Annotated in this window: 18 protein-coding genes; 11 read left to right on the top strand and 7 right to left on the bottom strand. The window is 73.4% G+C overall.

Annotated elements, in window-relative coordinates; all coding sequences use genetic code 11:
• Positions 1-29: 29 nt before the first annotated feature.
• Both NBH00_RS06055 and NBH00_RS06050 read left to right on the top strand, forming a co-directional pair.
• On the top strand, positions 30-260 hold the full coding sequence (locus tag NBH00_RS06055) for a hypothetical protein (protein ID WP_254572453.1): 231 nt from the start codon (positions 30-32) through the stop codon (positions 258-260).
• Entirely contained in the window at positions 260-1,105 is an 846-nt protein-coding gene (locus tag NBH00_RS06050) for a hypothetical protein (RefSeq protein WP_254572452.1), read from the top strand. The genes NBH00_RS06055 and NBH00_RS06050 overlap by 1 nt, the downstream gene beginning before the upstream one ends.
• 75 nt (positions 1,106-1,180) lie before the next feature.
• Here the strand turns inward: NBH00_RS06050 and NBH00_RS06045 are convergent, their stop codons facing one another.
• Positions 1,181-1,423 carry a hypothetical protein gene (locus NBH00_RS06045; RefSeq protein WP_254572451.1) on the bottom strand — a complete coding sequence of 81 codons (243 nt, stop codon included), beginning with the start codon at positions 1,421-1,423 and terminating at the stop codon, positions 1,181-1,183.
• A 95-nt stretch (positions 1,424-1,518) separates the two neighbouring features.
• On the opposite strand from NBH00_RS06045, the gene NBH00_RS06040 reads away from it, so the two are divergent.
• Positions 1,519-2,421, top strand: coding sequence for an AAA family ATPase (locus NBH00_RS06040; protein WP_254572450.1), 903 nt, complete (start codon positions 1,519-1,521; stop codon positions 2,419-2,421).
• Between the two features lie 16 nt (positions 2,422-2,437).
• Positions 2,438-3,859 carry a VWA domain-containing protein gene (locus NBH00_RS06035; RefSeq protein ID WP_254572449.1) on the top strand — a complete coding sequence of 474 codons (1,422 nt, stop codon included), beginning with the start codon at positions 2,438-2,440 and terminating at the stop codon, positions 3,857-3,859.
• 15 nt (positions 3,860-3,874) lie between these two features.
• Here NBH00_RS06035 and NBH00_RS06030 read toward each other — a convergent pair whose 3' ends face one another.
• Complete coding sequence (locus NBH00_RS06030) at positions 3,875-4,264, bottom strand: hypothetical protein (RefSeq protein ID WP_254572448.1); 390 nt, start codon at positions 4,262-4,264, stop codon at positions 3,875-3,877.
• A 161-nt stretch (positions 4,265-4,425) separates the two neighbouring features.
• Between NBH00_RS06030 and NBH00_RS06025 the strand changes: the two genes are divergently transcribed.
• From NBH00_RS06025 to NBH00_RS06015, 3 genes are read left to right on the top strand one after another with little or no spacing between them, the layout of a single operon-like run.
• Entirely contained in the window at positions 4,426-5,259 is an 834-nt protein-coding gene (locus tag NBH00_RS06025) for an ABC transporter ATP-binding protein (protein ID WP_254572447.1), read from the top strand.
• Positions 5,260-6,006: an ABC transporter permease gene (locus NBH00_RS06020; RefSeq protein WP_254572446.1), complete on the top strand. Its 747-nt coding sequence runs from the start codon at positions 5,260-5,262 to the stop codon at positions 6,004-6,006. It begins immediately after the preceding gene.
• Entirely contained in the window at positions 6,003-7,058 is a 1,056-nt protein-coding gene (locus NBH00_RS06015; protein ID WP_254572445.1) for an ABC transporter substrate-binding protein, read from the top strand. The genes NBH00_RS06020 and NBH00_RS06015 overlap by 4 nt, the downstream gene beginning before the upstream one ends.
• Before the next feature lie 25 nt (positions 7,059-7,083).
• On the opposite strand, the gene NBH00_RS06010 is transcribed toward NBH00_RS06015, so the two are convergent.
• Both NBH00_RS06010 and NBH00_RS06005 read right to left on the bottom strand, forming a co-directional pair.
• Positions 7,084-8,040 (bottom strand): DNA-3-methyladenine glycosylase family protein, encoded by a 957-nt coding sequence (locus NBH00_RS06010; RefSeq protein WP_254572444.1) that lies wholly within the window; start codon positions 8,038-8,040, stop codon positions 7,084-7,086.
• 15 nt (positions 8,041-8,055) lie between these two features.
• A complete protein-coding gene (locus tag NBH00_RS06005) occupies positions 8,056-8,364 on the bottom strand; it encodes a hypothetical protein (RefSeq protein ID WP_254572443.1) in 309 nt (102 codons plus the stop codon).
• A gap of 90 nt (positions 8,365-8,454) precedes the next feature.
• Between NBH00_RS06005 and NBH00_RS06000 the strand changes: the two genes are divergently transcribed.
• Positions 8,455-9,099 carry a sterol desaturase family protein gene (locus NBH00_RS06000; RefSeq protein ID WP_254572442.1) on the top strand — a complete coding sequence of 215 codons (645 nt, stop codon included), beginning with the start codon at positions 8,455-8,457 and terminating at the stop codon, positions 9,097-9,099.
• Positions 9,100-9,102: 3 nt separating this feature from the next.
• Entirely contained in the window at positions 9,103-9,762 is a 660-nt protein-coding gene (locus tag NBH00_RS05995) for a class I SAM-dependent methyltransferase (protein WP_254572441.1), read from the top strand.
• Here NBH00_RS05995 and NBH00_RS05990 read toward each other — a convergent pair.
• Positions 9,759-10,886 carry a hypothetical protein gene (locus NBH00_RS05990; RefSeq protein WP_254572440.1) on the bottom strand — a complete coding sequence of 376 codons (1,128 nt, stop codon included), beginning with the start codon at positions 10,884-10,886 and terminating at the stop codon, positions 9,759-9,761. The genes NBH00_RS05995 and NBH00_RS05990 overlap by 4 nt on opposite strands.
• Positions 10,887-10,904: 18 nt before the next feature.
• Here NBH00_RS05990 and NBH00_RS05985 point away from each other — a divergent pair, with 18 nt between their 5' ends.
• Positions 10,905-12,236: an aminotransferase class I/II-fold pyridoxal phosphate-dependent enzyme gene (locus tag NBH00_RS05985; protein WP_254572439.1), complete on the top strand. Its 1,332-nt coding sequence runs from the start codon at positions 10,905-10,907 to the stop codon at positions 12,234-12,236.
• 332 nt (positions 12,237-12,568) lie between these two features.
• A complete protein-coding gene (locus NBH00_RS05980; protein WP_254572438.1) occupies positions 12,569-12,940 on the top strand; it encodes a hypothetical protein in 372 nt (123 codons plus the stop codon).
• Between the two features lie 71 nt (positions 12,941-13,011).
• Here NBH00_RS05980 and NBH00_RS05975 read toward each other — a convergent pair whose 3' ends face one another.
• Together NBH00_RS05975 and NBH00_RS05970 are read right to left on the bottom strand one after the other, a co-directional pair.
• Positions 13,012-13,449 carry a VOC family protein gene (locus NBH00_RS05975; protein WP_254572437.1) on the bottom strand — a complete coding sequence of 146 codons (438 nt, stop codon included), beginning with the start codon at positions 13,447-13,449 and terminating at the stop codon, positions 13,012-13,014.
• A gap of 51 nt (positions 13,450-13,500) precedes the next feature.
• Positions 13,501-13,998: a hypothetical protein gene (locus tag NBH00_RS05970; RefSeq protein WP_254572436.1), complete on the bottom strand. Its 498-nt coding sequence runs from the start codon at positions 13,996-13,998 to the stop codon at positions 13,501-13,503.
• Positions 13,999-14,025 lie beyond the last annotated feature (27 nt).

Genomic DNA, 14,025 nt, shown 5'->3' with positions numbered 1-14,025 from the left:
CGGCGGCAGGCGGGCGTAGACTGCAGGGCATGGCCGACGCGCCCGCTGCCGCCGACCGCGTCCGGAACCTGCTGCTGCGGGCGGACAACGTCCTGAAGAACACCGTCCCCGACGGGGACGAGCAGGACCGTGCCCGCCGCGCCCGCGCCGCCCTCGAGGAGGCCCTGCAGGTGGCCGCGGACCCGTCGGTCGATCCGCGCGTCCGCGAGCTCGTGCAGCGCCGTCTCGACGGCCTCGACGCGCTGGAGGCCGGCGCCTGATGGCCGGCGGGCCCTCCGGGGGTGCCGGTCGCGCGGCGGCGGCGGCGGGGTTCGCGCGCCGGGTCGTCCGCGCGTTCGGGGCGCTGGAGCGGGAGCAGCGGACGGTCGTGATCGGGGCGCTCGCGCTCTTCGTGACGATGTTCCTCCCGTGGTACTCGCAGACGGTCTTCGGCCAGGCCAAGCCCGGTGAGACGCCGCCGTCCAAGGACGTGACGCTCACCGCGTTCGGCGCGTTCTCGTTCGTCGAGGCGGCGGTGCTCCTCGTCGCCCTCGGGCTGATCTGGCTCTTCTTCGCCCGGGCGGAGGGCAAGGCCTTCCACCTGCCGTTCGGCGACGGGAACGTCGTCTTCGCGGCCGGCGTGTGGGTCTGCCTGCTCGTCTTCTGGCGCTTCTTCGACAAGCCCGCCGCCGCCCACGGGGCGACCGCGACGGCGGTCGGCATCACCTGGGGCATCTTCGTGACGGCCGCGGTCGGCGTGTTCATCGCGCTCTCCGGCCAGCGCCTGCGCGCCGCCCACCTCGTCGAGCCTCCGCTCCCGGGGGACGTCGCGCCGTCCGACGACCCGCTGCCCCCGGGCCGCCGGCGGCCGTCCGCCGCCCGCGAGCGCGCCTGGGAGGCCGCGGGCCTCGACGTCCCCGGCGCGGACGCCCCGACGCGGGTCGACGGCGCGGGCCGCACGCGTCCCCGCCCGGAGCCCGACGCGCGCCCGACGGTCGTCGACCGCCGCGGGCCCTCGACCGACGAGACGCTCCTCGACGTCCCCGAGTTCGGGACCCGCCGCACCGAGCGCACGCCCGAGCCGCCGGCCGACCCCGACGGCCAGCTCCGCCTCGACGGCGGCTGAGCCCGCTCCCCCGGGCCGGCGTGCGGCCTGGTAGGGGATATTCCCCGACGAGACCACACGCTGCGGGGGGAGGCGTCAGCAGGCGGCCGGGATGCCGCAGGGCCGCGGGTCGCGGCCGTCCCCCGAATACGACGCGTAGGCGCCGATGATCATCGCCGCGGTCGCGAGGAAGAGGATCGCCAGCCCGATGCCGACGACCTTGTAGTTCTTGTTGATGTGCCCGGCCAGCGTGATGACGAGGCCGAACGTCATGACGGCGAGGACGGGGGCCGCCGGGATGTCGGCGAGCACGAGCAGGGCGGCGGGCAGGACGGTCACGCCGGGCGAGCATGCCACAGGAGCGCACCAGGGTCCCCCACCGGGGCACGGCGCCGACGGGACGGCGGTTTCAGATCAGTACTGTCCAGTCCTCCATGAGCGTCATGCCTGCCTCCGTCGAAGAGATCGCCCAGGGCCTCCGGGACACCGGTTACCTGCCCGGCGAGTCCACGTCCCTCGTGAGCTACCTCGCCGCGCAGCTCGGCAAGCCCGTCCTCGTCGAGGGGCCGGCGGGCGTCGGCAAGACCGAGCTCGCGAAGGCGCTGGCCAAGACGCTCGACCGCCGCCTCGTGCGCCTGCAGTGCTACGAGGGGCTCGACGAGGCCAAGGCCCTGTACGAGTGGAACTACCGCAAGCAGCTGCTGCGCATCCAGGCCGAGGCGGACGGCGCCGGCTGGTCCGAGGTCCAGGACGACATCTTCGGCGAGGAGTTCCTCCTCACCCGCCCGCTCATGGACGCGATCTCCTCCGAGGAGCCGGTCGTCCTGCTCATCGACGAGATCGACAAGACCGACCAGGAGTTCGAGGCGATGCTCCTCGAGCTGCTGAGCGACTTCCAGATCTCCATCCCGGAGCTCGGGACGGTCACGAGCACGACCCACCCGGTCGTCCTGCTGACGTCGAACAACTCGCGCGAGCTCACCGAGGCGCTGAAGCGCCGCTGCCTCTACCTGTGGCTCGACTACCCGTCGCTCGAGCACGAGCTCGAGATCGTGAAGCTCCACACGCCCGACCTCCCGGACACCGTCGCGCGCAAGCTCGTCGAGCTCGTCGCGACGATCCGCGACCTCGACCTGAAGAAGCCGCCGTCGATCGCCGAGTCGATCGACTGGGCCCGCGCCCTGCTCCTGCTCGGCGCCTCCGACATCGACGCGGACGTCTTCAGGTCGACGATGTCGGTCATCGTCAAGCACCGCACCGACCTGGACATCGTCGCCGACCGCGTCGGCGTGAAGCTCCAGCTCGCGGGCGGCGGCTCCAACGGCGCCGGGGCCTGAGGACCGGGCCGCCGCCGTGCCCGCGCCCCGCAAGCCCGACGCCCGCGCCGCGGCGCTGTACGGGTCCGCGGGCGCGGACGACGTCGGCATGGCCGCGCGCCTCGTCGAGTTCGCCGAGGAGCTGCGCGGCGAGGGGCTGAAGGTCGGCACGAGCGAGCTCCTCGACGGCTTCTCCGCGCTGGCGCTCGTCCCGTGGCAGGAGCGCGAGCAGTTCCGCGTCGCCCTCAGCGCGACGCTCGCGAAGTCGCCCGAGGACCGCAAGATCTTCGACCTCGTCTTCGACCGCTTCTTCTTCCGCGCCGCCGAGATGGCCGCCGTCCGCGAGGGCGTGAAGGAGGAGGGCGGCATCGACCCGGACGACGCCGCGCACCTCGACATGGACGCGCTGCGCGAGCTCATCGCGCAGGCGATGCAGGACGGGGACGAGGGCGCGATGCGCGACCTCGCCCGCCTGGCGATCGCCGCCTTCGGCCGCCAGGGCCAGGGGTCCGGGGTCATCGGCGTCGACGTCCAGCGCATCCGCCGCGCGCTCGGGCTGAAGTCCGAGCCCCAGCCGGAGCTCCCGCCGGAGGACCCCCGGCACGACGGCGTCCCCCGCGACCAGCTGCGCGCCTTCGAGGCGATGCTCCGCCGCGAGCTCGAGCGCGGCCAGATCGAGCGCCAGGAGCAGTTGCCCCCGGCCCGCCCGCTCAACGAGATCGACCGCGCGCTGCCGAGCGGCCCGCTGCAGGACCTCGCCGCCGTCCACCGCGTCGTCGCGCAGCTCAAGCGGCGCCTGAAGACGCAGGGTCAGGAGCAGCGCGGCTCCAAGCGCCACGCCGTCGTCGACGTCCGTTCGACGATGCGCGCCTCGCTGCAGACCGGCGGCGTCCCCGTCGAGCTGAAGTTCAGGCCGAAGCGCCCGCGCCGCCCGGAGATCTACGTCCTCTGCGACGTCTCGACGAGCGTCACGAGCGCCTCGGTCTTCTTCCTCAGCGTCCTGCACGCGCTGCACGACTCGTTCCGCAAGATGCGCTCGTTCGTCTTCATCGAGCGCATCAGCGAGGTGACGGACATCTTCCACAAGGAACGCGACTTCAAGAAGGTCTCCGAGGCGATCGCGAAGGACTCGGGCGTCGCCGACATCTCCGGCTACACCGACTACGGCCGCGTGTGGAACGAGTTCCGGACGCTCGTCGAGGACGACCTGCACCCGCGCGCGACGGTCATCGTGCTCGGCGACGCGCGGACGAACGGGCGCGACCCGAAGGCCGAGGTCTTCGCCCAGATCGCCGAGAAGGCCGGTCGCACGTTCTGGCTCAACCCCGAGCCGCAGCTCTACTGGAACTACGGCGACTCGGTCATCAGCGCGTACGCCGCGCACTGCCAGGCGTACGAGTGCTGGACGACGCAGCACCTCGAGGACTTCGTGAAGGCGCTCACGAAGCCCACGACGTAGCGGCGGCGTCCGCGGTCAGGCGGCCGCCGGCGCCGCGGCCGGGACGAGCGGCCGCATGCCCGAGCACACGACGTGCATCCAGGTGATCTCGCCGGTGTCCTCGTCGGCGTCGTAGTAGGCCTGCTGCTCGAAGACGAGCGTCCCCTCCTCCGGGTCCTCGACGCGGACGCGGTAGCGGATCGAGCGGCGGTCGAGCACCGTCCCGTCCTCGATCGCCTCGAACCCGGCGAAGTGCTCGAACCAGTTCCCCATGATCTGCAGGACGCCGTCGCGGTCGTCGGCGGACGGGGTCTTGCGGGGCGTGAGCCCGCGGAAGTGCACGTCGGCGGCGAGCGCCGCGGCCGCGGTCTCGCGGTCTCCGTCGGCGGCGGCGCGCAGCAGGCGCTCGGCGATGGTCTGGCTCATGTGGTCCCCCGGGTGGTCGTGATGGTCGGCCCGCGACCGCGAACGGTACGCCTGTCGCGGCCTGCTGTCATGCTCTGGGGCAAGAGCACACAGGGGAGCCGGAGGTCCGTTCGGCTGAGAGTGCGCAGCGTCCTGCGCAGACCCTTCGAACCTGTGGGGTCATGCCCGCGAAGGGAGTCATGCCGTCACCGACCCGGACGCCCGGTGCGTCCGTCGCCACCGAGGAGCACCACGCCGTCGTCCTGGACGGTGTCCGGCGCGTGTTCGCGGTCGCGGGCGGGCGGCGGCTCGGGCGGGCGACGGGGACGGCGCCCGAGCCCGTCGTCGCGCTCGACGGCGTGAGCCTCTCGATCGCGCGTGGGTCCGTCGTCGCGATCGTCGGCCCGTCCGGGTGCGGCAAGTCGACCCTCCTGGACCTCGTCTGCGGCCTGCAGCGCGCCGACGCCGGCCACGTCGGGGCCGTCGGCCAGGCGGTCCTCATGCCCCAGGGCGACACGCTCCTGCCCTGGGCGACCGCGCTCGACAACGCCGCCCTCGCGCTCCGCGTCGCCGGGACCCCGAAGGCGCAGGCGCGCGAGCGGGCGCGCACCGAGCTCGAGGCGCTCGGCCTCGGCCGGTTCACCGACTCGCGGCCGGACGCGCTCAGCGGCGGGATGCGCCAGCGCATCGCCGTCGCCCGCACGCTCCTGTCCGGGGCGCCCACGATCTGCCTCGACGAGCCGTTCGGCGCGCTCGACGCGATCACCCGCGCCGAGGCGCAGGCCTGGCTCACCGGGACGCTCGCCCGCGAGCCGCGGACGGTCCTCCTCGTCACCCACGACACGGAGGAGGCGGCGCTGCTCGCCGACCGGATCGTCGTCCTCTCCCCGCGGCCCGGCCGCGTCGTCGCGGACCTCCCGGTCGGCCTCCCCCACCCGCGGCGCGCGACCGATCCGGGCGTCGTCGCCGTCCGCGCCCGGGCCCTCGACGCGCTCGGCGCAGCGGGGCGAGGCTAGATGCTCGCCGCGCTCATCCTCCTCGCGGTCCTCGGCGGCTGGCAGGCCTACGCCGGCCTCTCCGGCATCGACGAGTTCCTCCTGCCCTCCCCCACGGACGTCCTGAACGCCGCGTGGGACGACCGCGGCCTGCTGTGGGACAACTTCCGCGTCACCGCCGAGGAGATGGGCGTCGGGCTCGTCGTCTCGCTCGTCCTCGGCGTCGGGCTCGCGCTGCTCCTCCACCGCTCGGGCGCGCTGCGCCGCGGCCTCTACCCGCTGCTCATCGCCTCGCAGACGGTCCCGATCGTCCTCGTCGCCCCGCTCCTCGCCGCGTGGCTCGGCTACGACCTCGGGCCGAAGCTCGTCATCGTCGCCCTCGTCTGCTTCTTCCCCATCGTCGTCCCGACGCTCGACGCGCTCTCCTCGACGGATCCCGGTCAGCGCAAGCTCATGGCGGGCCTCGGGGCCTCCCGCTGGCAGCTGCTGCGCTTCGTCGAGGCCCCGGCCGCGCTCCCCGCGCTGTTCACCGGGCTGCGCCTCGCCGTCGCCGTCGCCGCGATCGCCGCCGTCCTCGCCGAGACCGCCGGCTCGGAGTCCGGCCTCGGCCACCTCATGACGCAGTCGATCCCGCAGCTCGAGACGGCCCGCGCGTTCGCGGCCGTCGTCGTGCTCTCCCTCTTCTCCGTGTCGCTCTACGCGGCCCTGACGCTCGCCGAGCGCCGGGTGGCCCCGTGGGCCCATCCCCCGAAAGGACCCGTCCTGTGATCCGCCGTCCCCTGCTCGCCGTGATGGCGTGCGCCGTCCTCCCCCTCGGGCTCGCCGCCTGCGGGAAGAAGCAGGACAACCTCTCCGCGACGCCGCCGATGCAGAAGCTCACGCTCATGCTCGACTACTTCCCGAACGCCGACCACGCGCCGATCTACGCGGCCCTCGCCCGCGGGGACTTCCGCCGGGCCGGCCTCGACGTCACGATCCGCACGCCGTCGGACCCGGCGCTGCCGCTGAAGCTCGTCGCCGCCGGCAAGGCCGACCTCGCGATCTCCTACGAGCCCGAGCTGTTCCTCGCCCGCGACAAGAACCTCCCGGTCATGGGGGTCGGCGCGCTCGTCGACAAGCCGCTCACGTCGATCATCTCACTGCCGTCCGCGAAGATCGCCGGCCCGGCCGACCTGAAGGGCAAGAAGGTCGGCACCGCGGGCATCCCGTACCAGTCGGCCTACCTGCAGACGATCCTCGACCGCGCGGCGATCCCGCCGGCGGACGTCAAGGAGGTCGGCGTCGGCTTCAACCTCGTGCCGAGCCTGCTCTCGAAGAAGGTCGACGCCGTGCTCGGCGGCTTCTGGAACTACGAGGGCATCCAGCTGGCCCGCGCGAAGAAGCACCCGCGGATCATCCGGATGGAGAACGCGGGCGTGCCGACGTACGACGAGCTCGTGTTCGTCGCGACCGAGCAGACCGTCCGCAAGCGCGGTGAGCTCATCCGGCGCTTCATGCAGGCGCTGCAGGCCGGCGCGCGCGCCGTCCGGGCCGACCCGGCGGCCGGCGTCGACCCGCTCGTCGCCGCGTCGAAGGACCTCGACCGCGGCCTGCAGCTCGCCGCGGTGAAGGCGACGCTCCCCGTGTTCTTCCCCGCGAAGCCGAGCCAGCCCTACGGGTACATGGACCCGGAGGAGTGGAAGGCGTACGGCACGTGGATGCAGCAGAACAAGCTGCTGAAGCACCCGCCGCTCTCCTCCACGCTGACGAACGAGTTCCTCCCCGGCGAGGGCGGCCAGCCGTCCGAGGACAGCACGCCGGGCGCGTCGAGCACGCCGTAGGACGGGCGCGCCCGGGTCGCCGCGGTCAGCCGGCCGCGGCGACGGCGGCGCGCAGGATCGGCGCCGCGGCCGGGCCGCCCGCGCGCAGGGCGTGGACGCCGGCGAGGCCCGCCCACTCCTCGTAGGGGGCGAAGAACGCGCGGACCTCCTCCTCGGTCGCGCGCCCGTACGGCGTGCCGCTCTGCGCCCGCCCGACGAACTTCACGAACGCGAGGTCGCCGGCGGGCAGGCGGTCGAGGCGGCCCTGACCGAGCAGCGCCAGGATGTCGAGCGTCCAGCTGCCGATGCCCGGGATGGCCCGCAGCCGCCGCCAGCCGTGCTCGTAATCGGGGTGACGGAGGTCCACCCGCCCGCTCGCGACCTCCCGCGCGGCCTTCACGAGGGTCGCGGCGCGCCCCGCGGAGAGGTCGCACGACTGCAGCCAGGCCGGCGCGAGCCCCGCGACGGCCGCGGGTGACGGCACGTCGACGAGAACGCCCGTCCCGTCCCACGACGGCACCCGGCGGCCGTGCGCCCGGAGGATCCGGCGCTGGATCTGCACGGCCCGCTCGTACTCGATGAGCTGCTCGGTGACGGCCCAGGCGAGCGCCTCGAACGGCTCGGGGCGCCCGCCCGGCCGCAGGTGCGGGCTCCGGCGCACCGACGCGCCGATGAGCGGGTCGGCCCGGAAGCGCGCGTAGAAGGGCGCGAGGTCGTGGTCGACGCCGAGGGCCGCGCGCATGCGGGCGATCGCCTCGAGCGCCGCCTCGCGGTCGTCGGACCGGGCGCCGATGACGACGCGGTCCGGCGCGGGCTGGGCGACGCGGAGCACGACCGGGACGTCGGCGACGTGGAGCGCGCGCTCGAGGACGCCTCCGCGCCGGCGCGCGACGCCGTCCATCCCGGGCCCCGGGAGGCGCAGCGGCGAGCGCGGGCGCAGCTCGGCGCGCTCCTCGACGGCCCAGCGGCGAGGCCGTGCGGCGGGCGCGACGGCACGGGTCACGGCGCGGCCACGACGTCAGTCGCGCGGGGCGAGGATGTGCACGTCGACGATGAACGACCGGGTCGCGACGACGTGGGGGCCGAGGGCGGCCGCGCGGCGCCGGGCCTTCACCGGCCGGTGGGCGCGGGCGGCGCGGACGACGGCGGCGGCGACGGCCCCGGCCGCGAACCCCGTGGCGGCGACGGCGGCGGCCTGGGCGATGACGGGCAGGGCGGGCCGGGCGGAGGTCACCTCGCGCGCGACGGGCTCGGCGACGACCGGCGCGAGGTCACCGTCCTCGACCACACCGTCGACCTCGAGCACCTCGTCGTCGCTCACGTGCACCCGGCCGATTCTACCCCTGTCCGGCGGCGGACCCGAATGGGAAGGGGACCGTGGGGAAACGGCCTCGGCGTTTACTAGGATCGGTGGGCTATGAACGACGGAGACGGGTCCACGTACGCATCGCGCACCGAGGAGCTGCGGGCCTCCCCGCCGATCTTCGCGTCCCCGTGGATGGACCGCTTCACCCGGGTGCCGCCGATGGTCGTCCCGGCCCTGTTCGTCCCGATCATCATCGGGTTCGCCGTCCTCGCCCTGAACGACGGCATGTCGACGGCGCACCTCGCGGGCTGGGTCCTCGTCGGCTACCTCGTGTGGACCCTCGCCGAGTACTGGCTGCACCGGATCGTGTTCCACTTCGAGCCCGACAACAGGCTCGGCGCGCGGCTGCACTGGATGATCCACGGGGTCCACCACGACCACCCGAACGACCCGCTGCGCCTCGTCATGCCGCCGAGCGCGTCGATCCCGCTCGGCTCGGTCTTCGTGCTGGCGTTCAACCTCGTCCTGCCGTTCGCCTCCGCGTGCGCGCTGTCGGCGGGCTTCTTCGCGGGCTACCTCGCCTACGACATGATCCACTACGCCGTCCACCACCGGGCCCCGAAGGGCCCGGTCGGCCGCAAGCTCCGCGAGCTGCACATGCGCCACCACTTCCAGGACGAGACGACGGCCTTCGGCATCAGCGCCCCGTGGTGGGACGTCGTGTTCCGCACCTCGGCGCGCTCGCGGCGCGGCTGACGCTTGCCCGGCCCCGGCCCCGGCCCCGGCCCCGGCCTCGTCGAGGAGGCGGTCGACCTCGGCGACGGCCGCCCACCGCTGCGCATCACGCGACCCGCGTCGAGCGAGGCGCTCATCGACGAGGACGCGTTCGGCGAGGACGAGTACCTGCCGTACTGGGCGGAGCTGTGGCCGAGCGCGATCGTCCTCGCCCGCGCCGTCGCCCGGGAGGACCTGCGCGGCCGACGAGTGCTCGAGGTCGGCTGCGGCCTGGCGCTGCCCGCACTCGCCGCCGCCCGGGCGGGGGCCGCGCCCGTCGTCGCGACCGACTGGGCCCCGGACGCCGTCGCGGCCGCCGCGGCGAACGCCGCTGCGGCGGGCCTCGACGTCCGGACGGCGGTCGCCGACTGGCGCGACCCTGCCCCGCTGCTGGAGGCCCGGCCCTTCGACCTCGTGCTGGCCGCCGACGTGCTCTACGAGGCGCGCGCGGTCGCCCCGCTGCTGGCCCTGCTCGACGCGCTGGCCACCCCGCGCGTCCTGCTCGCCGATCCGTCGCGGGCGACGGCCGAGCCCTTCCTCGAGGCGGTGGCGGCCGGCGGCCGGTGGGCGGTCACGACGACGGCCGATCCCGCCCGCCCCATGGTCCGCCTCCACGAGCTGCGCGCGGCGGGTCCGCGCGACTAGAAGACCCGCTCGTACATCCGGTACTTCTTGACGATCCGGCCGCCCATGGCCTCCATGCCGCGGTTCATCGGCTTGTTCGTCTCGAGGATCCAGCCCATCTCGCCGCCCTTGAACGCCGTGGCGGCCGCCATGTCGAAGTGCTCGACGTAGAGCTTGGCGGCGACGCCGGTGTGCTGGTACTCGGGCTTGACGCCGAGCCAGCCGACGCGGACGCGGTTCATGTACTTCTTGCGGCGCAGGAAGTAGAGCCAGCCGAACGGCAGCAGGCGCCCGTTCATCTTCTCGAGGACCTGGTTGACGTCCGGGAACGTCATCGCGCTCGCGACGGCCTCGCCGGTGTCGATCCGCTCGGCGACCATCATCCAGTCGCGGTCGAAGACGAGCTGCGTCTCCTGGGCGAGGGCGTCGAGGTCCTCCTTGGAGTACGGGACGAAGTCCCAGTTGCGCTTCCAGGCCTCGTTGTAGATGTCGCCGAAGACGTCGAGGTCCTTGCGCAGGCTGCGGCGGGTCATCTTCCGCAGGCGGATGCCGTGCTTCGGCTCGACCTGGTCGGCGAGCTCGAAGAGGACCGGCAGCATCCGGTCGCGGTCGGCGACCTCGAGGTTCCACATGAAGAGGTCCATCGCCTTCTCGAGGCCGACCTCCTCCATGACCCGCTGGTAGTACGGCGGGTGCCACGGCTGCCGGATCATCGGGCGCAGGTCGAAGCCCTCGATGAGGACACCGCACTCGTCGTTCATCGCGAAGTCCATCGGGCCGATCATGCGCGTCATGCCGCGGGCCTGGAGCCAGGCGTGGGCGGCGCCGAGCAGCGCGGTGAGCACCTCCGGGTCCTCCTCGAACTCGAGGAAGCCGAAGTTGCCGTACTGCCGGCCGTGGTACTCGTTGTAGGAGTGGTTGATCTGGGCGGTGATCCGCCCGACGACCCGGCCCTCGCGCCGCGCGAGGAAGTACTCGGCGTCCGCGTGCTTGAAGTACGCGTTGAGCTTCCGGTTGAGGAAGATCCGCCGCTCGACCTTCAGCGGGGGGATCCACAGCGGGTGGTTAGCATGCAGCCGGAACGGAAGATCGATGAACGCCTTCAGGTCCCGACCGCCGGTGACCGGGCGGACGTCGACACTCACAGCCGGGGAGACTCCCACATGACGACTTCGCCCGCCTCCACCTCGCCCGCCGCGCCCGATGTGTTCGCGAAGGTCCGCGGCCACGAGCGCGCCGCGATCCTCGCCGCCGCGCGGGAGGCCGACGTCCTGCCGTACTTCCGCACCCTCACCTCGCCGGCGCTGCCGGTCGTCCGGATGGAGGGCGCCGAGCGCATCATGCTCGGCTCGAACAACTACCTCGGCCTCACCGGCGACGAGCGGGTCATGCAGGGCGCCAGGGACGCGCTGGAGACCTACGGGACCGGGCTGACCGGCTCACGGCTGCTCAACGGGACGATTCCGCTGCACCTCGAGCTCGAGGAGGAGATCGCCGCCTGGATGGGGACCGAGGACGCGATCGTCTTCACGACCGGCCACCAGGCGAACGTCGGGACGCTCGGGACGATCCTCACCGTCGGGGACACCGTCATCGCCGACTCGGGCGACCACGCCTCGATCCTCGACGGCTGCCTGCTCTCGCGGGCGAAGCTGCGCCCGTTCCGCCACAACCGCCTCGACAAGCTCGAGAAGGCGCTGCAGCGGTCCGCGACCGACGGCGGCGGCGTCCTCGTCGTCGTCGACGGCGTCTTCTCGATGGAGGGCGACATCGCGCCCCTCCCCCGGATCGTCGAGCTCTGCCGCCACTACGGCGCCCGCCTGATGGTCGACGAGGCCCACGGCGCCGGCGTCCTCGGGGCCCGCGGCGCCGGCGCGAGCGAGCTCTACGGGGTCGAGGAGCACGTCGACCTCCGGATGGGGACGTTCTCGAAGTCGCTGGCGTCCTGCGGCGGGTTCGTCGTCGGCAGCCGCGACGTCATCGAGTACCTGCGGATCTCCTCGCGGGCCTTCCTCTTCACCGCGAGCGCCGTCCCCGCCGCGGTCGGGGCCGCCCTGGCCGCCCTGCGGGTCCTGCGGTCCGCTGACGGCCCTGCGCTGCTCCAGGCGGTGCTCGACAACGCCAGGCACCTTCGGGACGGCCTGGAGGCCCTCGGCTACGCGGTCGTCGCCCCGCAGACGGTCGGCGGTGACATCGCCGCGCCCGGCGTCGTCGACGGGACGATCGTCACGCCGATCGTCCCGGTGCTCGTCGGCGACGACTGGAAGGCCGCCCTGCTGTGGAAGGCGCTCTACGACGGCGGCGTCTTCGTCAACACCGCGCTGCACCCGGCCGTGCCGCCCGGCGGCGCCCTCCTGCGCACGAGCGTCATGGCGACGCACGACACCGCCGTGCTCGACCGCGCGCTCGACGTCTTCGCCGCGGTCAAGCGGGATTTCGAGGCCGAGCACGGCCCGCTGCCGGGCCCCGGCGCGCACGGTGCGGCCGCCGGATAGGGCCGTCACGCCAGAACACTGCCTTTCGGGCTTCGGGGGTTAGGAGCCGCTGAGCCCGGACAGATGTCCGACCGGATGAAATTCCCGCTCTGAGCGCGTGTTGCCCAAGTTCACACGTTGACCTCGCGGCGATGGCTCATCTACGGTCACCGAAGCGTTTCGTCGGACGCTGGACGGGGGTGGAGAGCCATGTGGGCCTGGCTGCGGAGCGGCCTCGCCCGGTTCTGGCGCCTGGACTTGGGCCGTTCCGGTCGTTCCGACGCAGCATCGCAGCACCGCCGTACCGATCACCATCATTCGGGGCCACGTTCGCGTGGCCACAGAAAGGACGCATGAACGCAGACGCGACGATCAGCCGTGCGCCGCAGCACCTGCGCGCACTGGCACGTGCCAACGAGGTGCGGCTCGCCCGGGCCGCGCTCAAGAAGCGCGTGTCGGAGGGTGAGATCAGCGTGGCGGAGGTCGTGCTCCAGACGCCGTGGGAGGCCGAGACGATGCCCGTCCTCGACCTCCTGATGAGCCAGCGTCGCTGGGGCCTGACCCGCTGCCGCCGGTTTCTGCAGTGCATCCCGATGTCGGAGAGCAAGACGGTCGGCTCGATGACCGAGCGCCAGCGCAACGCGATGGCGCGCATGCTTGCCGCGCTGCCGGCCGCGGCCGGCAGCCGGCCCGCCGCGACGCGGCAGCTGGAGCCCGCGCTCTAGCGGGAGGGACCGCACTGCGGCGGTCTCGGGCCGGGTCCGCGAGGGCCCGGCCCGGGACCTTCGCACCACGCCTACGGGCGCGTCGTGATCTCGAGGATGTGCCCGTCGGGATCGCGGAAGTAGATCGACCGCAGCCCCCCGCGGTCCATGACGTCGGTGCAGTCGACGCCGCGGGAGCGCAGCCAGTCGCGCCACGCGACCTGCTCCTCCCCCGAGGTGACCCCGAAGGCGAGATGGTGGGTGCTGCCCCGGCCGACCTGTCCTGTGGGCATCTGCGGGTACTCCAGGAAGGTCACGAGCGTGCCGGGAGTCCCCTCCCCGTCACCGAACCACACGTGGCGCGCGCCCGGATCGTCGGGGTTGCGCTCGTCCCGCTCGACCGCGAGGCCCAGCGTCCCGCCGTAGAAGGCGCTCGTCGCCTCGAGGTCGGAGCTGATCAGCGTCACATGGTGCAGCCCGGTGAGGCGCATGCGCCGCGGGGCGTCGGGGGTGCTGGTCTGGTCGGTCACGGGTTCACTCACGGGTACCGGGCACGATACCGGCGCCCGCCGCGGCCGCCCTCAGGCGCGGAAGCCGAACCCCCCGGCCCGCCGCGCGAAGACGGACCGCAGGACGATGAACATGATCCCGAAGAGCACCGCGCCGGCGACGAGCATCGGGACCCGCGGGATGCTGAAGACGACGGTCAGCGGGACGAGCGGGAAGATGACCGTCGCGGCCGCGAGCAGCGTCGTGTGGGAGCGGAAGCCGGCGAAGTGCTCTCGGATCGAGAGCTCGATCGCGGAGATCGCGACGAGCGCGAGCCCGACGACGAGCAGCGTGAGGCGCCCGTCGCCGGTGGAGAAGAAGCCCACGCCGAGGAGGATGAGACCCGCGAGGATGCACAGCTCGACGAGCGGGAAGGGGGACCAAGGCGCCGGTGGCGCCTCGGCCATCCGGGCCTTGCGCGACGTCGGAGCGGCCGGCGCGGCCGCCGGTGCCCCCCGGCCCGCGGACGCGGTCGTCGGACGCGCGCGCGGCTGTCCGGTCGGCTCCCTCTTGCGGCTGCGTTTGCCCATCGCGGTGATCCTAGTTCCGGGCGGGGC

Origin of the sequence: Paraconexibacter antarcticus, from assembly GCF_024220175.1 — a bacterium.
GTDB classification, from domain to species: domain Bacteria; phylum Actinomycetota; class Thermoleophilia; order Solirubrobacterales; family Solirubrobacteraceae; genus Paraconexibacter; species Paraconexibacter antarcticus.
Note: the sequence above shows the minus strand (reverse complement) of the source record. Positions and strands in the feature narration are given on the sequence as shown.